Here is a 23,052-nt window from a genome sequence, read left to right on the forward strand (position 1 = left end):
CTTAGCCCGTCTCCCTGCCAACACCTCGCGCGATCGCCTTGTCGACACGCCCGCGCGAGACACCGTGCTCTGCAAGCAGGCGCGCGGCGGGACTTCGCGTTTCCGGAAACAGGGCAATTAGGGCGTTGGCGCCGGTCACGGCAGCGTAACCCATCTCCTGGGCGTGGAGTGCGGCGCGCTGATCGACGCGATTGAATGCCGCCGTGGGCTCGGCGCTCCCGACCTCTGTCACGATATGTTTGAGATCGTCGTCGAGATATTGCACGAGTCCCTGCCTCAGGCCGGCGAGATCGGCGTCGCAGGCCCGCATCACGGCGGATGCTTCTGCATCATCGATCAGCGCGAGTAGCAAATGCTCAAGCGTCGCGTATTGATGGTGACGGCGGTCGGCGTGATTGAGCGCCTTCCGTCGCGTGGCCGCGTAATGTGCTGAAACCGGGCGCTGCGGCAGGTCAAGCAGTGCCTCGATGCGCTCGAGCCGCTTCACGGGATCGAGTGTTGCCAACAGCTCGTACTTGTCCTTGATCGGCAACCTCATCCGCGTCGCGACGGTATCGGCGATCTGCCCGGGATCACGGGTTTGATCGAAGAACAGCCAGATATCGGGCACTATAATTCCGTGAACCGCCGTGTAATCCTGGAAGCGCTGATAGATCCTTCGGATGAGATCCCTTGCATTGCGGGCAACTCCCTCGCTGACGTCGACCGCCTCAGCCCAATAGGCGGCCGATTCGGTAGCGAAGCTGTGTAGCTCGACACGCCGTAGTCCTCGCGTCAGCACCCTGAACGTGCCATCGGCGAGCGGTTCGAGTTCGAGCAGCTGGGCCACGATGCCGATTTCGTAGACATCGGCAAATCGGGGATCATCGACGCCCGCCTCCCGCTGGACCGCCAGCACGACCTGGCGTGCGCCCTCAAATGCCTGGTTCAAGGCCTGGAAGGAACTCTCCCGGCCCACAAACATCGGGTATATCGCATTTGGAAACGGAACGAGATCGCGGAGCGGAACGGCGGGATAAAGCGCTGTTGTCGTCTTGAGCTTCGCAATCGGCGCGGCCGTGTCACGCCGCTCGGCGTGAAGCATCGCCGACAACGTGTTCCAGTCGGCAACGCCGAGCATCCTCGACACCAGTTCGAGGCTCTCGCTGTGACTGATGGTGACATCCTTGGTGGTCAGAGTTTGGCGCAGCGTCTGCGCCATAGCCTTGGCATCGCGAAAATCGCGCATCGGTTCGTCCTCTGCATGAGCGATCCAGGTGTGTCAGTTGGTTGCGTTGCTGACCCGGTCGCTCGGGCAAAGGGGGCCGATCAAGGGCTCGATACGTTCACCATTCCACGGAGGGGGCAACCGGCAGGTCGTATCAACCTGCGCAAAAATTGGCGCAAAGACGGTTGGCTGTCAATTGCGATCTCAATTCTTCACCGTCGGGATCACCTCCACGGGCTGCTGCTGCCCCTGCTGGTACATCGCCAGCGCCTTGTCGAGCGCTTCGCGCAAGGCCAGTGCCGCGGCCACGCTGCAACGCAAGTGCGCGGTCTGGACCACGTCGACCCTGACGGCGGCGCCGACCGGCATCAGGAGGTTCGCCGCGAGCTCGATCTGGATCGCGCCGTTGTGGTGGCCGAAGCAGGATGCGCCGTCGAAATAGATGATCGGCGCCCGCTCGGAGCTGGAGCTCGAAATGGTGACGGGCCCCTGATTGGTGCCGGGCGTTTCGGGGTCGGCCATGAGCGCTCCTTGCGGCTAGTCGAACGAACGAACGAAGCGCCCACCATCGGCGCTTCGGCCCGCCCTGTCGAGGCCCAACCGCCGTGCGACGCGTATTCGGGTTTTGCGCGGCGCCCGGCACTGGTCTAGAACATCGTCATGTCCAGCTCATCGACGTCCAGCCTTCCTGCCACGCTCCCGTTCGAGGAACTCGCCGAGGCCATCAAGGGCCGCCGTTCCGACTACGGCCATATCAGCGGGCTCCAGCTCGACCGCTTCGCACCCGCCGAGGCCTGGTCCAGCCTGCCCTACCGTCCCGTCTTCGTCGGCGACACCGAGACCGGGGTGCTGCATGGCGGCGTCGTCACCGCGATGCTGGACGAAAGCTGCGGCATGGCGGTGCAACTCGCGCTCGACGGCACGCGCGCGATCGCGACCCTCGACCTGCGGATCGACTATCAGAAGCCGGCGACGCCGGGCCTCGACATCAAGGCGCATTCGGTCTGCTATCGCACCACGCGCTCGATCGCCTTCGTGCGCTCCACCGCCTATCAGGAGTCCGAGGACGATCCGGTCGCAACCGCGACCGCCTGTTTCATGATCGGCGCCAACCGCACCAACATGCTCGCCGACCGCAGGATGGATTCGCGCAGCATCCCGACCCTGGAAGCGCCGGAGGATCCGGATGGCCCGTTCGCGAACAGCCCGTTCGCGCGCGCGCTCGGCATCCGCGTCAATGACGACGGCACGCTGACGATGCCGTTCTCGCCGAAGATCGTCGGCAATCCGATCCTGCCCGCGATCCATGGCGGCATGACCGGCGCGTTCCTCGAGACCACGGCGATCATCGGGGTGGCGCGCGAGCTCGGCGCCGCCGCGCCGCCGAAACCGATCGGACTCACTGTCAACTACCTACGCTCCGGACGCGCGCTCGATACCTTTGCCAACGTCTCGATCGTGAAGCAGGGCCGCCGCATCGTTGCCTTCGAGGCGCGGGCCTGGCAGGACGATGCGGACAAGCCGATCGCCACCGCCTTCGGCCATTTCATGCTGCGGCCGACGCCCGGAAACGACGAGGAATAGGCCGATTTGACTTGACGGCCGGGGGGCGGGTCACAACGATAGCGCGTTCTCCGCGAGAGGTATTGGGTTGCGGCATCCGATCGACATCGTCGCCATGTTCGCCGCCATCTGGCTGTTGGCGGCAATGGTGCTCGATGCGGTGACGCCCAAGGAGCTGACGGCGGTGATGATCGGCATTGCGATCGGGCCTGCCATCATCATCACCGCGATCTTCTATTACCTGCGCTGCCCACGCACCGATTTCGCGGTGATGTTTGCCGCCCTCTGGCTGATCTCCGACATCGCCATCGCCTTCATCTCGCCGAAGCAGCTGCCGCACTGGCTGATCGCGCTCGGCTTCCTGCCCGCCCTGCTGATCGGCGTCGTGCTGCACTGGCAGCGCTTCCAGCGCCGCCACGAGCGGCTGCCGGTGCCATCGGCGAAGCGCGGCTAAGGCGGACGGTGCCCACCTCTCCCCAACGGGGAGAGGTGGGATTGCAAAGCAATCCGGGTGAGGGGCCGCTGCATACGGTGAGAATGTAACCCCTCACCCGGATCGCATTTTCAATGCGATCCGACCTCTCCCTTCGGGAGAGGTGAAGCGAACCGTCGGCGAAGTCAGCGCGGCAGCAGGTTCGTCTTCGCGAGATCGAGCACCTCGTCGCCGCGGCCATTCATCACCGCGCGCAAGACCCAGAGACTGAAACCCTTGACCTGCTCGGTCGTGATGGTCGGCGGCATCGACAGCTCCTGCTTGGCGGTGACGACGTCGAGCAGCGCGGGGCCGTTATGGACCAGCATCTCCTTCACCGCGCCGGGAAGCTCGCCGGGGTCCTCGACGCGCTTCGCAAAGATCCCCATCGCGCGCGCCATCGCGGCGAAATCGGGGTTTTGCAGGTCGACATTGGTGTCGACGAAACCGGCCGCCTTCATCTCCAGCGCGACGAAGCCGAGCACGCCATTGTTGAAGACGATGACCTTCACCGGCAGCTTCATCTGCGTCAGCGTGATCAGATCGCCCATCAGCATGGTGAAGCCGCCGTCGCCCGACAGCGAGATGATCTGGCGGCCGGGCTGGGCGGCCTGCGCGCCGATCGCCTGCGGCATGGCGTTGGCCATCGAGCCGTGCACGAAGGAGCCGATCAGCCGGCGGCGGCCGTTCATCTGGAGATAGCGCGCGGCCCACACCGTCGGCGTGCCTACATCGGCGGTGAACACGGCGTCGTCGGAGGCGTGGTCGCTGATGACCTTTGCCAGATATTGCGGATGGATCGGTCTGCTGCCGGGGGTGCCCCTGGCCAGCGAATCCAGTCCCTCGCGCGCCTTCTTGTAATGCGCCATCGCCTCGTCGAGATGCTTGCGCTGCGTCTTCGTCTTGAGCAGCGGCAGAAGCGCCTCGATGGTCAGCTTGACGTCGCCGACGAGGCCGAGATCGATCCTGCAGCGCCGTCCCAGATTTTCCGGACGGATGTCGATCTGCGCGACCTGGCAGTCGGTCGGGAAGAACTGCTTGTAGGGAAAGTCGGTCCCCAGCATCACCAGCGCGTCGCAGGCATGCATGGCGGCATAGCCCGAGGAGAAGCCGATAAAGCCGGTCATGCCGACGTCGTAGGGATTGTCGTATTCGACATGCTCCTTGCCGCCGAGCGCGTGCACGATCGGGCTCTTCAAGGCCTCGGCAAGCTGCATCAGCGGCGCATGCGCGCCGGCGCAGCCACGGCCGCAGAACAGGGTGATACGCTCGGCCCCGTTGAGGAGGTCCGCCAGCGCCTTCAGCTCATCGGCTTGCGGCACAACCTTCGGCGCCGACAGCGCGAGCCCGCGCACCGTCGACAGCGCGCGCTTCGGCGGGCTGCGGAAGGCGACGTCGCCGGGCATCGCGACGACGGCAACACCGCGCAGGCCCACGGCCGCGCGGATCGCGTTCTCGATCACGAAAGGAAGCTGGCTCGCATCCGAGACCAGCTCGCAATAATGGCTACATTCCCGGAACAGGTTTTGCGGATGGGTTTCCTGAAAATAGCCGCCGCCGATTTCGGCCGAGGGGATCTGCGCCGCGATCGCAAGCACCGGAACCCGGCTGCGGTGCGCGTCGAACAGGCCGTTGATCAGATGCAGATTGCCCGGCCCGCAGGAACCCGCGCAGACCGCAAGGCTGCCGGTCATCTCGGCTTCGCCGGCGGCCGCGAACGCCGCAACCTCCTCATGCCGGACATGAATCCATTCGATGGTGCCGCGGCGGCGCAGCGCCTCCGTAAAAGCGTTCAGGCTGTCGCCGACGATGCCGTAGATCCGCTTGACGCCGGCCTGTTCGAGCGTTGCCACGAACAAATCGGCCACGTTGTTGATCGCCATGTCGGTCTCCTGATCTCGCTTGTGCAGAAAGATAGGATAACGCACGGCCGTGACGTGATCACGGCTTGTTTATTGCCGCGTCAGTCTTTCGCAATCGCCCGATCGTAGGCCGCGATCGTCACCTTTGCGCGAGCTGCGACATCCGCCGCATTCATGCCGGGCTTGTAAAGGCTGGAGCCGAGCCCGAACGCGGTCACGCCGCCCTTGATATACTCCGCGAAATTCTGGTCGGAGACGCCGCCGACGGCCGCAATCATCACGCCGGCCGGCAGCACCGCGCGAATCGCGGCGATGCCGGATGCACCGAGCACGCTCGCCGGAAAGAATTTCAGGCTCGATGCGCCGGAGCGCGCCGCAAGCAGCGCCTCGGTCGGCGAGAACACGCCGGGCATCGTCACCATGGCATACTGATGCGCACGCGCGAGCACCTGCGTGTCGACATTCGGCGAGACCATCAGCTTGCCGCCGACGTCATTGAGACGATCGACATCCGCGGCGGTCAGCACCGTGCCGGCACCGATCAGCACGCCGGCCGGCGCAAGCTTCGCGGCGGTGGCGATCGAGCGAAACGGGTCGGGCGAGTTCAAGGGGATCTCGATCGCGGTCATGCCGGCTTCGATCAGCACGCCGACGACGGCCTCGGCCTCCTCAGGCTTTACGCCACGGAGGATCGCGACCAACGGCCGCTGCATCGGCGGAAAGGGAACGCTCATCTCAAAAATCCTTCTCAACTCGTCCAGATGGCCGCGGCCGCCATCGACAGGCCACGGCGGACGGCTTCATCCGCATCGATCGGCTTCACGGTCACCGACAGCGCGTCGAAGGCGAGCCTGTACAGCATCGCGAGCCGCCCCGAGGCAATCAGCGTGATGCCGGCTTTCGGCACCGCGCCGGAGAGACCAGCCGCCAGCTCGACACCGATCAAGGTGCCCGACAGCGTCTCGCGCGCCGCAGCCGGCGTACCGCCGAACAGCAATTGCCGCGATCGCGCACCGAACAGGAGATTGGCTGCAAAAGCCGGCGCCTCGAACGCGGCCTTCACCGCCGTCTTGAAGCTCGCGACATCCTCGGCGTCATCGGCGCCGGCGACCGCGAGCGACAGGATCGTCTCGCGCGACACGACGCTGAAAAGCTCGCCGGTCATGAAGGTGGAGAAATGCGCGACCGTGCCGTCTTTCACCCGCACCCATTTCGAATGCGTGCCGGGCATGCAGACCAGCGCCTCGCCGGCGGCCTCGAGGCCGAGCGCACCGAGCAATTGCGTCTCCTCGCCGCGCATCACGTCCGGCGCGCCCGCGTCGCGTTGCGCAATACCGGGCAGGATGCGGATGTCGCGCGCCTCGCCCGGCACGCGCACGGCCTGCTGCAGAATGGCGGCGAGCGGCGCCGGCGTGTCGACATAGCCGGCCTCGACCCAGCCGGTTTTGGCGCCGGCCATGCCGCAGATCAGGACTGGCAAAGCGTGGTCGGCGCCGACAGCGTCCAGATGCGATTGCAAAACTGGCGCAAAGCCGGTCTTCGCCGCGACCGTCATGCCCTCGCCGCTGCGGCGTTCGCCGACCACGCGACCGGCGCGATCAACGAGCCAGAGCCGAAAGCTGCTGGTGCCCCAATCCACGGCCACATAGGCGGCCTCACCCGTATCCATCGATGTTCCCGAACTTCGCTTGCGATCGCCTGCTCATTAGCACGTCGATCGGCGACGGGACCACCCTTTGGGACGGGCGCGGGCTCCGCAAATCAGGCGTCGTGATCGCGGATCAAGAGGATGGCCCCGGTGTCCCGGTTACTCGAACTCGGAAAATCGGGCACGGTCTTGGAAATGTTGTCGATCAGCGCGATCACCCGCCGCCGGCTCTCGGCGTAGTTGATATTGTCCTGCGCGTTGCTCAGCGGCGCGGTCAGGTTGAGGCAACCGATACTCCACAGATATCCCTGGGCCGGATGAATCAGAACGCCTTCCCGGATACCCGTGTCGGCGACGCGCAAGCACGGCCGCGCGGTAGCACCGGGAACGGTCGAGCTGGTGTAGTGGTGCGTGCTGTATTTTCCGCTTGCACCGGCATGCGTGAACAGCCGGTAGGTGCCCGCCTTGAGGCGCTGATGCTGGGTCTGGCCGACCGTCGTATTGTCGCCCGGCCCCTGGCGCTCGCAGACCATGCCTGAGATTTCCGGAATCTTCTTGCCCTGGAAATAAGCCTGATAAAAGCCGACGGTCCTGGCATAACCCATCCCTGTCCTCTTCTCGGTCCGGATCCGGTCGATGCAGAGCACGTAGTTCTTGGTGTCGGTCGGATCGGCGAACGCAACGGGAGGAAGATCGGCCTGCTGCGCCGGCGGCGCGGCCGGCGTGGTCAGGTCCTTGGGGAAGCGGACCAGGACGCTGAAAAAGCCGTCGGGCGTCTGGAGCTTTTGTGCCTCGGCGCCGGCGTCGCGGAAGTACGCGACCTCCTCGTCGGCGGCGTCACTCAACAAGCCGGTGATCTGGAAGTTGTCCGGATCGTTGTCATTGACGACGTTCTGCGGGTCGGACCTCGCGACCTGCGGATCGAGCAGGCCGCCGGCGCGCAGCTTGTTCAGCAGGAAGCAAGCATCCCCGAACCACTCCGCAGACCGATTGAGGTGGTCGCCGAAGGTGAAGAGCCTCCACGGATTCGCGTCGGTCGGGCGAAGACTTCCGGCATTGTAGCAGGCAGCGACCTTGATCGGGTCGAAGCCGGTGCTGTGGCGCTTGTTGTTGAGCTTGATCTCGCCGGTGCCGATGTCGATGTTGATCGCGCCATCATACAGTTTGAGATCGTCGGGCGTCGGAACCGGCTTGGTCGCGAAGGCCGGCGCAACTTCGTTCTTGTTGTAGTTGAGCTGCAGCAGCGTGATGACCTCTTGCGCCGTCGTCGCAAGAGTCTGCATCGGTCCGGCGCTATAAGTCGTGTGCGCCGATTCCCAGCGAAAGGTCCGAGCTCCCGTGAACTTCGCCTTGCGATCGGCCCCGCTTTCGGTCGCGATCGTCATCACGATCAGCTCCGGCGGGATGCCGTGCTTCATCGAGGCATCGAAAATCTGCTGTTCGTAGATGTCCAGAATGGCCGCGCAGGTCGTCGGCTCGCCGCCCGATCGGCGCGGCTTGTCCGGATTGTCCTCGAGATAGACGCCGTTGCCATCGTACTTCCAGCTCTGGCCGCCCTGGAAGTTGTGAAAACCGGAAGAGCCGAGCTGCGGCGTCTTGCTCCAGTCGAGCTGGCCCACCACCGGCTCGTCGAACTGGACGAACTCGGCCTGGAGCCAGCCGACGCGGGTCTCGGTGTCGAACTTGGCCGCGACCAGCCACCAGCGCACATTGCTGACCCGCGCGTCGACGATGGCGTCGAATACCGCACCCTTTTGCAGGATGCCCATCGCTATCCCGCCCGGATCGGGTGTCTTTCGAAGCGTGAGGTTGCCGGTCGTCACGATGCCGGTTGTCATGTCGCGTCGTCCATGCCTGATCGAGGTAACCGAGGGTGTCTTTCCTTGATCTATCCTTTGGCCGAGCCCTGCAGGATCGCGTCCCGAGCGGCGATGAAAGCGGCCAGGCTCTGCTCGAACTTCCGGCTGGCCTCGCTGACTCCGGTACGCAGGGCAACCAGCTGATCCCGGGTCTGCATGAGATCAGCACTCAGGGAATCCGCCTTCACCGTCGCGGCCACCTCCTTGGCGCGATCGGCCTTGGCGATGAGATCGGCTTGAGCCGCTTTCAGACTGTCGAAGTTCTGCTGCGCGTCGACGAGCGGTCTTGCCATGCTGGTCTGGACATCGGGGCTCGCAGCCTTCACTGCCGCCGCGAGCTGTCCCATAGGATCGGAACCGAGCCCCGTCATCTTCTTTCCGACGTCGGTGGAAGTCCCGGCAATCTCACGCGCGATGCCGAGGACCGCCTCGGGTGTCGCCGGACCCGCTCCGCCCTGGAACCCGGCCAATGCGGATTTCAGGGCTTCCGACGAAGAGTTGCTGCCGAAGTAGAAGCCGACCACGGTGACCAGCACCGTCGCCGAAATGGTCAGGATCTGCTTTGCCATATCGAGGAGGCCGGGATCCTGTATTCCCTTCTTCAAATAGACCTTCACGATCACATCGGAAGACCCGGCCGGGGCGCCCGGAACGGTGGTCTCGCCTACGATGTAGTCCTTGTCGGGGTAATTCTTGCGGTAGGTGTCGACATCGGTCTTGGAGACCTGGACCTCCGTGATGACGCGGCCCATGGGATCGAACAATCCACCGAGCACCCAGGACGCCACCGAGACGAACACGATCGCAAGTCCGAGCGCCAGCAAGGCCCGGATTGATCCTGGAGGCAATCCGAGCGCGGCCGCGGGAGCGACAATGCCGACGGCGCGCGAGAGCACGATGAGCGCGACGAGCCCGATCGCCAGGATCGCCGTGCCGGCAAGCGCCGCCGAGCCGAGCGAGGACGACGATGTATTCGCGTTGACGAAAGCAAAACAGGCGAGGGCGAGGACGATCAGCCCCGCACTGAACCAGCCGGCGGCAAGCGGGGTGATGGCGCTGAACGGGCTGTCCGTTCGAGCCACAACGGCCGTGTCTTCTTCCTGGGGTGGGCTCGCGGAATTCTGTACATCGCTCACTGTGCTTCTCCCCAACTGATCGTCAAAGGCGCGTGTTGAGCCAAAAATTCAAAACAACAGTTCAAGGCAAATATTCAGAGCTACGGCTTCTTCGCCGCATCGTACTTGTCCTTCGCGGCCTTGGACTCGGCCTTTGCGTTGTCGCTCAACATCTTCAAAGTCGCGAGCTGGGCCCTGAGACCTTCTATCTTCTGGACCTTCTCCGGCGCCGGGTTTGGCTCCTTGGCCTTGTCAAATTCGTCAACTTCGCTCTGAACTTTCAGACGATTTTTCTCAGCCTTGACGGCCTCTGCCAGCTTGTCTTGCCAATCCTTCTTCGCCTCGGCGATCGCAGTTGCCTTTGCCGGATCGACCTTGACATCTCCAGTGCTCTCCCCGCCGGTCTTCCTGCCCGATGAGCTTCGAGCCCCCCCGCTCGACGACGGCACGATAACCGGCCCATTGTCGGCCAATTGGGCCGCAGTGACACCCGGATTGACGATACACTTGCTCCGGAACGTCTCGTCCGTCGTGATCTGGTTGCACGCGTAGGACAAGAGCTGGAACAGCCGCGCCAGATAGCGGCGGTTCGGCGTCGGCTCCAATCCCCTGGCGAGCAGCGCCTCGATCTGGGCCTTCCATGCCGGGATATTATCTCGCCCCGTCGCATAGATCGCCGCCAGCTCCGCGACGTCCTGCGGGCCCACCATGCTGCCGGGCTCGTTGGGCGAATTGATCCAGACCTGCACTTCGAGCTCGAGGGAGTCGCGATACAATGCCGCCGTGACGGTACCATAGCGCACCGCGTCGGCGCCGAGCTGGATCAGCGCATGAAGAATATCGACGGCGCCGGCCGTGCCCACGATGCCGCCGGTGATGTTGCTGATGAGCTTCTGCGCATCCTCAAGCGGCAACGCGGCAACGGCAGCCGTATAGAGCGCGTTGACGTAGTCGACCATGATGCTGTCGAAGTAGAAACACGGCTCGCCCGGGCTATCATAGGCGCACTTGACGAGCTGCTGCGCGTAGGCGCCCGCGATTCCGACCTGATATGCAAGCTGGTTTCGCTCGACTGCACCCTTCGGGCTGATCATCGCGATGCGCGCGATCGCCGCGTGCAACGCGTAAGCGCGCAGCGCGCGCATCTTCTTGGAGTCGGCCTTCCACCAATATTTATCCGCCAGATAATCGACGTATCCGCCGCGATTATCCAACTCCTGACGCACAATGCTACAACCGCCCACCCACAAGGCGAGCACGAGAACCAATAATCTAAACATAAGCCGCCCCCCAAAGGCAGCGTCAAACCGAGCGGTAGCAGATCAGACGATTGCTACTTTGGCAAGACGCGCTCTGTGCGCGTATTGCCGAATGGCGCAACCCGGGTCGACAGTGTTGCTTCAAAGGCTCATTCCGTTCCGCGCGATGGCGGGAACAGCAACCGCCGTGACATCCCGCGCTGCAATGGGTGCAACCATCACGCGAGCACGCAAGCGACGATGCGCATCCGGGCAAAGTCCGTGTTTCAGCAACGAGACCGTGTCTTGCGACAGTGAGACGCCGTTCCGGCCGAAGTTCCCCGATTTCGGCGAAATTCGCGCGCCAGAACGTCTCAATTCCCCAGGATACGGCCGAGAGGCGCTGGCACATCGCTTGCTCATGTGTCCGCACTCACATCCGTGAACCGCGCAACAAGACGCGTCAATTGTGGAGAGGACACCCATGGAAATCGGCTATTTCACGATGCCTTCGCACCCGCCGGAGTGCGGCCTGAAGGAAGGACACGACTGGGACCTGCAAGTCATGCGCTGGCTCGACGAGCTCGGCTATCAGGAGGCCTGGGTCGGCGAGCACCACACCGCGCCGTGGGAACCCAATCCCACGCCGGACCTTCTGATCGCGCAAGCCTTGATGCAGACCAAGCGGTTGCGGATCGGACCCGGCGGATTCCTGCTGCCCTATCACCATCCGGCCGAACTCGCCAACCGCGTCGCCATGCTCGACCATCTGTCCGAGGGTCGGCTCAATTTCGGCGTCGCGGCGAGCGGCCTGCCGAGCGACTGGGCGATGTTCAACGTCGACGGCATGAGCGGACAGAACCGCGACATGACCCGCGAGGCGCTGGAGATCATCCTGAAGATGTGGACCGATCCCGCGCCCTGGACCTACAAGGGCAAGTTCTGGACGGTGACCAAGCCAGACACGATGTTCGACTTCCTCAAGCCGCACATCAAGCCGTTGCAGGCGCCGCATCCGCCGATCGGCGTCGCGGGGCTGTCGAAGAACTCCGACACGCTCAAGCTTGCCGGCGAGCGCGGCTTCATCCCGATGAGCCTCAATCTCAATCCGGCCTATGTCGGCAGCCATTGGGATTCGGTCGAGATCGGTGCCGCCAAGACCGGCCGCAAACCGAACCGCCAGGACTGGCGGCTGGTGCGCGAGGTGTTCGTCGCCGACACCGACGCGGAGGCCTGGAAGCTCTCGACCGGCGACATGATGGGCCGGATGATGAGCGAGTACTTCCTGCCCCTGCTCGGCCATTTCGGCTTCAAGGACTATCTGAAGCACGCACCCGACGTACCCGACAGCGACGTCACCGTCGAATATTGCGCCAAGCGGAACTGGATCGTCGGCTCGCCCGCGACCGTCGCCGAGAAGATCGAGAAGATCTACGACGAGGTCGGCGGCTTCGGCGTGCTTTTGGTGTTCGGCTTCGACTACAAGCACAAGGCCGAGGCCTGGCACCACTCGCTCTCGCTGCTCAGCAACGAGGTGATGCCGCGCCTGAAGCATCTCGGCTCCGCGAAGAAGGCAGCTTGACCCGACGCGGATGCGGCGCAAACGTGCCGCATCCGCACCTGTTTCGGAGATTTCCGCGTGAGCGTGGACGCCAATCCTTTCGACGCCAGCAATTTCAAGCAGGCGATGCGCCAATGCGCCGGCGCCGTCGCGCTGGTGACGGTCGGCGCCGAGCACGGCAAGCGCACGGGGCTCACGGTGACCTCGGCCTGCTCATTGTCGGACAATCCACCGTCGCTGATCGTCTGCGTCAACCGCAACGCCAGTGCCCATGCGCGCATCCGCGAGGAAGGCGCGTTTGCGATCAACTTTTTGCACGAGGATCACGCGGCGCTGGCGCTGACCTTCAGCGGTCAGAAGGGCGTCAATGGCGACGACCGTTTTGCCTTCGGGCAATGGACGCGCGGCGCAACCGGCGCACCGGTGCTGACCGATGCGGTCGCCGCGTTCGACTGCGAACTGGCGCAGGAGTTCGAAACGAAGACGCATTCGATCTTCATCGGCGAGGTGCGTGGCGTGTCGCATTCCGACGGAGCCGCGCCGCTGGTGTATCTGCGCAGCAGCTTCCACGTTCCTCGCGAAATCCGCGGCACCGTGACAGTCGGCGACCTCGATTCGCGGCATCTGAGCTGGAGCGATTTTTCCTGACGAGACTGCCCTTACGCCGGACTGCGGCCATCTAGAACAGCTCATAGCCTGGAGTGAGAAGGTTGCCGGGGTCATGCAATCCCCTGGCTTCGCGCAGCAGCGGCCATCGCGCGCCGAAATGATCCGCCCAATCTCCGGGCGACATCGGAAACGCGCTCACCGGATACAAGACACCGCCTGCGCCGCGAATGCGCTCGTAAAGCTCGCGGTTTCGCGCAACCAGTCTTTCCGCGTTTGTCTTGTCGGACGATACCGGGATCCGGATGAGATTGAACGGAAACACGATCTTTTCATCAGGCAATCGGACCAGGGGCGTGCGGCATGCATCCGAGACCATGGGATAGTAGGTCATGCGTCCGAATGGGCCGATATCTTCACTGCTCATCCCGGCTACGATCTCACTCACGACCTCCATCGCGTTGCTGCCGCGCAGAAAGGTGAGAAGCCAGGGATGCGGATTGAACCATTGGCCGTTCGACCTCAGAACCGTCTCGAGCTTTGCAAACGCATTGGCGTCGTCGCGAAAGGTCAGGTCGGTGACGACGGCGCTCTCGCGGTGATCCAACAGGCCTGGCAGAAGCGCCCTGTCGTCGGGGAGAGAATCGCCGTCGTAGAACACTCCTCCTTCCAACAGGTATCGCCAGCCGCCGGCGCCGGGCACGATGGCCCCCTGCAACTGATCGAAGCGTTCCGCAGCCAGCAGACGCAATTGGTCAGCCGTCAACGAAGGCAAATCCGGATAGAAGAGTTGATAGCGGCGAACCCGTTCGGGAGCACGCATCAGGCGAAGCGTCGTTCTCGTGATGAGGGCACATTGGGCAAGCCCCGCCCGGACAGCATCGAACAGATCCGGGTTGGTTGTTGGCGAACACGTCACCAGTCGCCCCCCGCCGGTAACGACATCGAGTTCCAGGACGTGGTCCGTCTGCATTCCGTGACGCGACGATGATCCGCCGATCCCCCCGACGGCGAGGGTGCCGCCGACAGACAATCCGAGATAGTTGGTGAGCACCGGCGGAACGAGTCCTTCGGTCAAGGCCGCTTCCAGAACCGTCTGCCAGGTCGCGCCGGCATCGACCACAATACGGTCCGGCTCGATCCGATGAACAGCAGCCATCGCCGTCAGATCGATCACGATGCCGTCCTCGGCCATGGCACGGCCGAAGGTTGCATGCCCCTGCCCGCGCGCTGCGACCGGCAGTCCTTGCTGCCTCGCCCATTGCAACAGGTCCGCGATCTCTGCACGCGTTGTCGGCTTGAACACGGCTCGCGGCCTGCGGCAAATGATATGGCCGAAATCCTTCGCAGCGGCTGCGCGGCTGCCCGCATCACAGGTTGACACGGCACCGGCCGGCGATCCCTCGCACAGGCCTGACGACTGTCCGGCAAAGCCCGCAGACGCCAGACCTGCCGAGAAACGAATGCCCGCATGCAATAAAGTCCGTCGATTGGGAGTCATGGTACAATCCTTCGCGCCGAAGCGGGCCAAGTGCCCGTGCTCCCAAGCTGCCGCCGAGCGCGCTCGCAGACAACCGGCGCGCCCCGAGATAGACATTCCCGCAAACCGGAAGAGTCGTGAGGAGGTGTCTGCCGGAACCACGCGAAGCGCGCGCCTCACAGACGCTCGCGCTTCAACCTCTTTGCGAGCAGATCCACGAAGAGGCGCGTCTTGGCCGGCGGTATCGCGCTCGGTGGAAATACGGCCTGCACCGGCATGCGCGGCGCCTCGAAATTCTTCAGCACGATCTCCAGTGCACCGTGGTCGACAAGATCGCGGATCTGCCAGAAAGGGCCATATCCGACACCGATGCCATCGCAGGCGGCTCGATGCAGGGCCGTCGTGTGGTCCGTTCGAAAGCGGCCGCTGACTTGCACCATCTTGATGTCGCCGCCGATCCGGAACCGCCATGTGTCGGTCTCGCCGTGATCGGACTTGCGAATGATGCATTGGTGGCCGGCCAGATCGTTGGGATGACGCGGACGACCGTGACGAACGAAATAGGCGGGCGCCCCGTAAACGACGGTGCGCAATTCGCCGAGCCGCCGGACCTTCAGCGACGAGTCCGGCAACTCCCTTATCCGCACGGCAAGGTCGAACCCGTCTCCGATGACGTCGATGGGTCGATCGGAGGCATGCAGATCAGCCTCGATCTGCGGATAGCGCGCCATGAAATCGGCGATGGTTGGCACAACATAGGTCGATCCGAAAAGGACGGGCGCGGCTATCCTCAACAGACCCGACGGCTCGACCCGTCGATTTGCGGCTTCGAGCCGCGCCTCGCTGATCTCCGTATAGGCTGGCTTGACACGACGATAGAACGCCAGCCCCGCTTCGGTCGCCAGCGACTGCCGGGTGGTTCGTCGCACCAGCTCAATACCGACACTGCGTTCCAGCGTGGAAAGGAGCCGATTGACAGACTGCAGCGATCGTCCCAACCGTCGCGCGGCTGCGGTCTGACTGCCGGTTTCGATGACAGCCAGAAGGACTTCGATCTCCTCCATCGAATCCTCTCCTTTGCTCGCTATTGGGAAATCGGATGTTGCGCATCGCGCCCGAAGATGCGGCCTGCGCGCAGAATACCAGCTTGTTTCAGCAGGAGGATACCCGGGCCCGCGTCTAGGACAATCCCGTCTCGATCTTCAGCTGCTTGATCTTGCGATACAGCGTTGCACGGCTCAGCTTCAACGCACGCGCCGCCTCGGTCACCCGGCCGCCGTGCTTGCGCAGCGCCTCGACGATCGTCGCGCGCTCGGCCGCGGCGAGATCGGGCTCCGCGGCACGTCCACCAAACGGCGGCAGATCGAGATCGGCATCGCTGATCACCCCATCCTCCGCCGTGCAGCCGGCGAGCCGCAGCACGTGGCGGAGCTGGCGCATGTTGCCGGGATACGGATAGGCCGCGAGCAACACCCAGGCCTCATCGGACAGGCGGCAATCCGGCGCCTCCTCGCGCGCGATCTGGCGAATGATGTCGTCGCGGTCGGCGCGTTCACGCAGGGCCGGCAAACGCACCTCCATGCCGCGCAGGCGAAAGTAGAGATCGGCGCGGAAGGCGCCCTCTTCGGCCATGCGGCCGAGATCGCGATGGGTGGCGCTGATCAGGCGGATATCAACCGGCACGGGCTTGAGCGCGCCGAGCGGCCAGACCTCGCGGTTCTCCAGCACGCGCAACAGCCGCGTCTGCAGCGCGATCGGCATGTCGCCGATCTCGTCTAGGAACAGCGTGCCGCCGTCGGCCTGCACGATCAGACCCTTCGAGCCGTCGCGCCGCGCGCCGGTGAAGGCACCGGCCTCGTAGCCGAACAGCTCGGCATCGATCAGGCTCTCCGGCATCGCCGCGCAGTTCAGCGCGACGTAGCTGTTGCGCGCACGGTTGCTCGCGGCGTGAATGGCGCGGGCGAACACGTCCTTGCCGACGCCGGTCTCGCCGTGCAGCAACACCGGCAGATTGTGATCGCCGATGCTTCTCAAACGCTTCACGCTTTTGATCAGGCCGGGATCGCGGCCGGCGAGCCGATGCAGGGCATCGAAACGGTCAACAGGGACGTCACGACGCTGCGTGGACGGCCTTGTCCGCAGCGGCGGCGCAACATGCCCCTGGCCGAGCGGACTGCCATCGGCGCGGCGCAACTCGACGACATCGTCAGCACCGCGCGCGGCGCGATGATCGAACTTGACGTAGCGCGACAGATCGATGCCGGATGCGATCATGCCGTCGGTGAGGCCGAGCAGCGCACGCGCGGAACGGCAGGCGCCGACGATGCGGCGGTCGTCGTCATAGGCGAGCAGGCCGCTGCCGCCGTCACCCGGCACCGTGGCGATCCAGGCGTTGTGGAAATGGCCGCGGAAGATCGCCCCCTCCATCCGCCGCGTCGCCTCCATCGTCACCGAAAGTGCAAGCTGATGCGCGGCGCGCTCGAGATCCTCCCGGCAGGAGGTGATGTTGACGGCGCCGGCGAGCCGGCCGGCCTGATCGAACAGCGGCGCCACGGCGCAGGAGAACATGTGCCATTGCGCACGAAAATGCTCGTCGCGATGCACCAGGATCGGCTTCTGCTCGGCGAGCGCGGTGCCGAGCCCGTTGGTGCCCTCGAACGTCTCGGCGAAGTTCGAGCCGGTGTAGATCTTCCAGTCCAGGAACATCCTTGCATCGGCTTCGCCCGGCAGCCGGCTGAACAGCATGGTCGCGTTGGCGTCAGCGAGATTGACGCAATAGCCGGCATCGCGCAGCACGCGGGCGAGATCGTCGAGTTCGGGCGTTGCGAGCCGGATCGTCTCCTCCATCGGCTCGGCGACATGCCGGATCTCGGCCTCGGTGAGCGTCTGCGGCGGGCCCTGGCGGGCGGGGTCGAGCTTGTGGCTGATCAGGCAGCGCCGCCAGGAGTTGGCAATCCGCGAAGAGGCATCGACGTCGGCCACATGATTGGCGACGGACAAGACACGGGCGACATGGTTCGAGGCCGAAAGGCTGGCCATCGCGGACGTCTCCACCCTGTATTATTGTGCAAAGTCTGGCACCACAGGCGGGGATGTCAATCGGGAACCGGGAACAGACGCCCGGCACGCTGCTTCCGCGTCGTCATGGCCGGGCTTGTCCCGGCCATCCACGTGTTACCGCGAACGCGAAAAGAACGTGGATGCCCGGGACAGGCCCGGGCATGACGGTGTGGACGCGGATTGCCTCAAGCGACTCTGGTTTTGCTGCACCGCCCTCACCACGTATCGATACACGGCCGCTTCTTCCCCGTCCTCGGCGCCGGCTTCGGCACCGAACGCAGGCCCGCCATGATCCAGCGCCGCGTCTCCGCGGGGTCGATGACGTTGTCGATCTCGAACACCGAGGCGATCGAGACCGCCTTGCCGTTGGCGTAGAGCTCGGCGACCTTGTTGCGATAATAGGTCTCGCGCTCTTCGGGGTCGGCGATCGCCTCCATCTCCTTGCGGAAGCCGAGGCGGACATAACCTTCCAGGCCCATGCCGCCGAACTCGCCGGTCGGCCAGGCCGCGGTGAAGAACGAGGCGTGGAAGCCGCCGCCGATCATCGACTGCGCGCCCAGCCCATAACCCTTGCGCAGCACAATGCCGAACAGCGGCACGGTGAGGCTCGCGCCGGTCACGAACATGCGTGAGACGTGGCGCACGATCGCGGTCTTCTCGGCCTCGGGACCGACCATGAAGCCGGGCGTGTCGCAGAGCGAGACGATCGGCAGGTCGAAGGCGTCGCAGAGCTGGAGGAAGCGCGCGGCCTTGTCGCCGGCATCGGCATCGATCGCGCCGCCAAGATGACGCGGATTGTTGGCGATCAGGCCGAACGGCTTGCCCTCGATGCGGATCAGCGCGGTGATCATGCCGACGCCGTAGTCGCGGCGCAGCTCCAGCACGCTGTCCTTGTCGGCGACGAGATCGATGACGCTGCGGATGTCGTAGACGCGCAGGCGGTTCTCGGGGATCGCGCGACGAAGCAGGCGCTGGTCGGCGGCCTGCCACTGCGTCACCGCGCCCTGGAAATAGGACAGGTATTTTTGCGCGACGGATGTGGCCTCCTCCTCGTCCTCGACGAGGATGTCGATGACACCGTTCGGCGACTGGAACAAGACAGGGCCGACCTCGGCCGGATGGTAGACGCCGAGCCCGCCGCCCTCGATCATCGCGGGGCCGCCCATCCCGATCGAGGCGTTCTTGGTGGCGATGATGACGTCGCAGCAGCCGAGCATCGCGGCATTGCCGGCGAAGCAATAGCCGGACACGACGCCGATCACGGGCACGAGCCCGGAGAGCCTCGCGAACTGCACGAAGGACGGCCCATCGAGACCGGTCATGCCGAGCCGGTCGGTGTCGCCGGGCCGGCCGCCGCCGCCTTCGCCGTAGAACACCAGCGGCACGCGCCAGTCTTCCGCAAGCGTCAGCATGCGGTCGATCTTCTTGTGGTTCATATGGCCCTGCGTGCCCGCGAGCACGGTGTAGTCATAGGCCACGACGATGCAGCGTGCGTCCTCTCCGCCGAAATGCTCCGCATTGACGGTGGCAACGCCCATCACGAGACCATCGGCCGGCGTATTCTTGATGAGGTCGTCGAGCTTGCGCCGGCGGCGCTGCGCCGCAATCGCGAGGCTGCCATACTCCATGAAGGAGCCGTCATCGACGAGCTGCGCGACGTTCTCGCGCGCCGTGCGCTGATTGGTGTTGCGACGGCGCTCGACCGAGGCCGGGCGGTTCGCATCGAGCGTATCGGCCTGGCGCGCGATCAGCTCGGCAAGATCAGGGCGGATGTGGTCGAGATCGATGTCAGCCTCCGCCGCGGTGCTATCAGCCGCAACATCGAGCGGCTCGATATAAAGAATCGGCTCGCCATGCATCAACGTGACGCCGTCGCCGGCGACGAGCTTCATGACCCGGCCACCCTGCTCGGCCATGACGAGATGCTCCATCTTCATGGACTCGATCACGGCGAGCTGCTGGCCGGGGCGCACGATCTCGCCTTCCCTTACCTGGATGGTGACGATGGTTCCCTGCAAGGGCGCGGCGACCATCACGGCACCTTCGGGCACGACCTGCGCGACTTGCACCTCGATGCCGTGAACGCCGCTTCGCTCGGTCGCCGCAAAATAGAGCGGCTTGGCCGCACCGTCGGCGGCCTCGACCAGCTTGGCTATGTTGCGGTCGATGAAATCGGTCGCGATGCGGTTGGTCCTGAAGTCGGGATGCGCGAGCACCGCTTGAAGGAAGGCGATGTTGGTGACGACACCGTCGATCCGGAATTCGCGCAGGGCGCGCGATGCCTTGGCGACCACGTCGTGCCAGGCCTCGCCCGGCGTATGCACGATGACTTTTGCGAGCAGCGAGTCGAAGGCCGCGCTGGTCTTGTAGCCGGCATAGCCAAAACTATCGACCCGGACGCCGGGCCCCGACGGCGGCTCGAACACGGCAAGAACGCCGCCGGTCGGATGCGTCGCGCCCGTCTCGTCCAGCGTCTCCATGTTGACGCGGAGCTGCATGGCATAGCCGCGCGGCTTCGGGATCGCGCCTTGCGCAAGGCCGAGCGAAGCCAGCGAGCTGCCCGCGGCGACCGCAAGCTGGGCGCGGACGAGGTCGAGGCCGAGCACCTCCTCCGTCACGGTGTGCTCGACCTGGAGCCGTGGATTGGCCTCGATGAACGCGAAAGTGTCATCGGCGCTGCCATCGACGAGGAATTCGAACGTGCCGAGATTGTCGTAAGCCGCGGCCGCCGCAAGCTGCCTCGCCGCCTCGATGATGCGACCACGCAAGGGCTCGCTCAGCGACGGGCTCGGCGCCACCTCGACCAGCTTCTGATGCCGGCGCTGGATGGTGCATTCACGTTCCCAGAGATGGGAGATCGCGCCATGGCGGTCGCCGATGATCTGCACCTCGATATGGCGCGCCTGCCGGATCAGCCGCTCGGCATAGACGCCGTCGAAGCCGAATGCCGCCTTGGCCTCGGACTGGCAGCGCGCATAGGCTTCCGCCAGATCGGCCGCATGCTCGACCACGCGCATGCCGCGGCCGCCGCCGCCGGCCATCGCCTTGATCACGATCGCCGCACTGCTGCCGAGCGACGTGAAGAACGCCGTGATCTCCTCAAGGCTCGACGGCCCGCTGGTGCCGGCGATGATCGGCACGCCGCAGCGTTTTGCCAGTTGCCGTGCCGCAACCTTGTCGCCGAACAGCTCGAGCGCCGTCACCTTCGGCCCGACGAATGTGATGCCTGCATCGGCGCAGGCTTTCGCGAACGCCGCGTTCTCGCTCAGAAAGCCGTAGCCGGGATGCACGGCATCGCAGGAGGCCGTCTTCGCCGCCTTGACCACGGCCTCGATGTCGAGATAGGCCCGCGCGCCGCGGCCGGGAATTTCGACCGCCTCATCGGCAACGCGCACATGCAGCGACAGCGCATCGTCCGCGGGATGGATCGCGACCGTCGCAATGCCGGCGTCGGCTGCCGCGCGTGCGATACGGATGGCGATCTCGCCGCGATTGGCGATCAGGAGCTTTTTGAACGACATGATGGCTCTCACTCAGACTGCGGCGGGCAGGTTTGGATCGAGGTCCTGCTTCTTCACCTTGCCCGTCGCCGTGAGGGGCAGGGCTTCGATGATGCGGATCTCCGGAACCTTATAGACGGCCATGCGCTCGGCGCACCAGGCGCGCAGGCTCTCGGCCGAGATCGTGCCGATCGCCTCCGGCTTGAGCTGGATATAGGCCACCGGCACCTGCCCCTTGTCGGGATCGTCGCGCCCGACCACGCCGGAGCCCAGCACCTTCGGATGCTGCCCGAGCAGCGCCTCGATCTCCGGCGGAAACACGCTCATGCCCTTGACCTTCAGCATCTCCTTGCGGCGACCAAGGAAGTGCAGAAAGCCGTCCTTGTCGATGTTGCCGATATCGCCGGTGCGCAGCCAGCCATCAATAAGAGACTCTGCGGTCGCCTCCGGCTTGTTCCAGTAGCTCTTGAGCAACGACGGCGTGCGTACGCGGATCTCGCCTTCCGCGCCGAGCGGCAGCAACGCGCCGGTCTCGAAATCGGTGATCTTGAACTCGGCGCCGGGGACCGGCAGGCCGACGAAGATCGGCTGGTTGTTGAGATCGAAATCGTCGTCCTGGAAGCCTGATGTGAAGGTGTTGGAAGTGTGGGTCTCCGTCATGCCCCAGGCCGCCTCCATCAGGATCGTGCCGGTGAGATCCTTCCAGCGCCTGCGATAATCGGCGTTGAGCTTCTTGACGAAGGAGACGACGCGCACCTGCTTCAACGACGACAGATCGAACTCGCTCCAGCGCGGATGGTCCATCATCTCGACCGCGCCGTCGACCGGCATCGCCGTGATCGTGACCTTGTACTTGTCGATCGCGGCCATCGCGCCGACCGCATCCCAGCGCGCCAGCAGGACCAGCGTCGCGCCGGAGAACAGCGGGAAGATCAGGCCCAAATTCTCGCCCGCAATCCAAAACTCCGGGAAGAACGACAGGAACACGCTGCTCTCGTCCGACACGACCGAGATGCCATAATTGGCGGCGGCCGTATACACCATGTCGCGATGGGTGTGGACGCAGCCCTTCGGCATGCCCGTGGTGCCGCCTGTGTAGTTGAGCGCGGCGACGTCGTCGAGGCCGGGCGGCGGCAGCGGCGTGGGTGCGGGTAGCGCGGCAAGCGCCGGCAGCAGATCGGTCGCTCCTGCGACCGCGATGCGCGGCGTGCGGATCGAGTCGGGTGCGGGAAATGCGGGCGATGCCGGCACGACATCGGCGAAGCTCGTGACGATGATCTCGCGCAACTGCACCTCGCCCCTCACCTGCTCGACGACGGGGATGAGCTGGTCCAGCGCCACAATCACCTCCGCCTGTGTGTCGTTGAGCTCGTAGGACAGCTCGAACGCACGCGACAGCGGGCTGACGGGGACATGGACCGCGCCGAGCTTCAAGATACCGAAGAACACGATGTGAAATTGCGGACAGTTCGGCAGGAAAACGGCGACGCGATCGCCCTTGCGCACGCCCTTCGCCTGCAACAGCGCCGCGAAACGGTCGCTCTGCTGATCGAGATCGGCGTACGTGGTGACGTGCCCGTAGAAGATCACCGCGGGGCGCTCCGGGCTTCGTTGCGCCCAGGCGCGCAGATATTCCGTCAGGGGAACTTCGCCATGCAGATAGTTCGGCGAGCGCGGCAGGCCGCTCGGCCAAGCCTTGTCCCACAACCCGCGCAGGGTGGCGAGGTAGTCCTTCTCGTTGAGGCCTGCGCTCATGGCGTCGTTCCCGTGCTGCTTTTCTTTTCGTGAGGACACGCGCGCGTGCCCTCACTCGACGTCGTTACACGTCGAGCACGGCAGAGGTCATGTCAAGGAAAACAGTTTTCCATATCACGGCCGATG

General features: G+C 64.7%; 17 protein-coding genes. 4 read left to right on the forward strand and 13 right to left on the reverse strand.

Features of this window, described 5'->3' with window-relative positions; all coding sequences use genetic code 11:
* Position 1: 1 nt before the first annotated feature.
* Together AC1RUR_RS32785 and AC1RUR_RS32790 are read right to left on the reverse strand one after the other, a co-directional pair.
* The gene (locus AC1RUR_RS32785; RefSeq protein ID WP_492851795.1) at positions 2–1,228 is read right to left on the reverse strand and encodes an LON peptidase substrate-binding domain-containing protein; all 1,227 of its coding nucleotides are present in this window, start codon (positions 1,226–1,228) and stop codon (positions 2–4) included.
* 183 nt (positions 1,229–1,411) lie between these two features.
* Positions 1,412–1,729 carry a hypothetical protein gene (locus tag AC1RUR_RS32790; protein WP_492851797.1) on the reverse strand — a complete coding sequence of 106 codons (318 nt, stop codon included), beginning with the start codon at positions 1,727–1,729 and terminating at the stop codon, positions 1,412–1,414.
* A gap of 138 nt (positions 1,730–1,867) precedes the next feature.
* Between AC1RUR_RS32790 and AC1RUR_RS32795 the strand changes: the two genes are divergently transcribed.
* Entirely contained in the window at positions 1,868–2,791 is a 924-nt protein-coding gene (locus tag AC1RUR_RS32795; protein ID WP_492851799.1) for a PaaI family thioesterase, read from the forward strand.
* Positions 2,792–2,858: 67 nt separating this feature from the next.
* Positions 2,859–3,224: a hypothetical protein gene (locus AC1RUR_RS32800; protein WP_492851801.1), complete on the forward strand. Its 366-nt coding sequence runs from the start codon at positions 2,859–2,861 to the stop codon at positions 3,222–3,224.
* A 164-nt stretch (positions 3,225–3,388) separates the two neighbouring features.
* Here AC1RUR_RS32800 and poxB read toward each other — a convergent pair whose 3' ends face one another.
* The 6 genes from poxB to AC1RUR_RS32830 all read right to left on the reverse strand — a co-directional run bounded on the left by poxB (position 3,389) and on the right by AC1RUR_RS32830 (position 11,006).
* Positions 3,389–5,125, reverse strand: a complete 1,737-nt coding sequence (gene poxB / locus AC1RUR_RS32805) for a ubiquinone-dependent pyruvate dehydrogenase (RefSeq protein ID WP_492851803.1) — start codon at positions 5,123–5,125, stop codon at positions 3,389–3,391.
* An 80-nt stretch (positions 5,126–5,205) separates the two neighbouring features.
* Positions 5,206–5,838, reverse strand: coding sequence for a 2-dehydro-3-deoxy-6-phosphogalactonate aldolase (locus tag AC1RUR_RS32810; RefSeq protein ID WP_492851804.1), 633 nt, complete (start codon positions 5,836–5,838; stop codon positions 5,206–5,208).
* Between the two features lie 14 nt (positions 5,839–5,852).
* Complete coding sequence (locus tag AC1RUR_RS32815) at positions 5,853–6,773, reverse strand: 2-dehydro-3-deoxygalactonokinase (RefSeq protein WP_492851806.1); 921 nt, start codon at positions 6,771–6,773, stop codon at positions 5,853–5,855.
* 92 nt (positions 6,774–6,865) lie between these two features.
* Complete coding sequence (locus AC1RUR_RS32820) at positions 6,866–8,590, reverse strand: hypothetical protein (RefSeq protein WP_492851807.1); 1,725 nt, start codon at positions 8,588–8,590, stop codon at positions 6,866–6,868.
* A gap of 50 nt (positions 8,591–8,640) precedes the next feature.
* On the reverse strand, positions 8,641–9,693 hold the full coding sequence (locus AC1RUR_RS32825; RefSeq protein WP_492851809.1) for a hypothetical protein: 1,053 nt from the start codon (positions 9,691–9,693) through the stop codon (positions 8,641–8,643).
* 134 nt (positions 9,694–9,827) lie between these two features.
* The gene (locus AC1RUR_RS32830; RefSeq protein WP_492851810.1) at positions 9,828–11,006 is read right to left on the reverse strand and encodes a hypothetical protein; all 1,179 of its coding nucleotides are present in this window, start codon (positions 11,004–11,006) and stop codon (positions 9,828–9,830) included.
* Positions 11,007–11,448: 442 nt separating this feature from the next.
* Here AC1RUR_RS32830 and AC1RUR_RS32835 point away from each other — a divergent pair, with 442 nt between their 5' ends.
* Both AC1RUR_RS32835 and AC1RUR_RS32840 read left to right on the forward strand, forming a co-directional pair.
* Positions 11,449–12,546 (forward strand): LLM class flavin-dependent oxidoreductase, encoded by a 1,098-nt coding sequence (locus tag AC1RUR_RS32835; protein WP_492851811.1) that lies wholly within the window; start codon positions 11,449–11,451, stop codon positions 12,544–12,546.
* Between the two features lie 57 nt (positions 12,547–12,603).
* A complete protein-coding gene (locus AC1RUR_RS32840; RefSeq protein ID WP_492851812.1) occupies positions 12,604–13,173 on the forward strand; it encodes a flavin reductase family protein in 570 nt (189 codons plus the stop codon).
* 31 nt (positions 13,174–13,204) lie between these two features.
* On the opposite strand, the gene AC1RUR_RS32845 is transcribed toward AC1RUR_RS32840, so the two are convergent.
* The 5 genes from AC1RUR_RS32845 to AC1RUR_RS32865 all read right to left on the reverse strand — a co-directional run bounded on the left by AC1RUR_RS32845 (position 13,205) and on the right by AC1RUR_RS32865 (position 22,926).
* Complete coding sequence (locus tag AC1RUR_RS32845; protein WP_492851814.1) at positions 13,205–14,632, reverse strand: FAD-binding protein; 1,428 nt, start codon at positions 14,630–14,632, stop codon at positions 13,205–13,207.
* A 155-nt stretch (positions 14,633–14,787) separates the two neighbouring features.
* Positions 14,788–15,675, reverse strand: coding sequence for a LysR family transcriptional regulator (locus AC1RUR_RS32850; protein ID WP_492851815.1), 888 nt, complete (start codon positions 15,673–15,675; stop codon positions 14,788–14,790).
* Positions 15,676–15,790: 115 nt separating this feature from the next.
* Positions 15,791–17,650: a sigma-54-dependent Fis family transcriptional regulator gene (locus AC1RUR_RS32855; protein WP_492851817.1), complete on the reverse strand. Its 1,860-nt coding sequence runs from the start codon at positions 17,648–17,650 to the stop codon at positions 15,791–15,793.
* Positions 17,651–17,886: 236 nt separating this feature from the next.
* Positions 17,887–21,192: an acetyl-CoA carboxylase family protein gene (locus tag AC1RUR_RS32860; protein ID WP_492851819.1), complete on the reverse strand. Its 3,306-nt coding sequence runs from the start codon at positions 21,190–21,192 to the stop codon at positions 17,887–17,889.
* A 12-nt stretch (positions 21,193–21,204) separates the two neighbouring features.
* Complete coding sequence (locus AC1RUR_RS32865; RefSeq protein ID WP_492851821.1) at positions 21,205–22,926, reverse strand: AMP-binding protein; 1,722 nt, start codon at positions 22,924–22,926, stop codon at positions 21,205–21,207.
* Positions 22,927–23,052 lie beyond the last annotated feature (126 nt).

The organism is Bradyrhizobium sp. GW821-FHT12B03 (genome assembly GCF_058807535.1).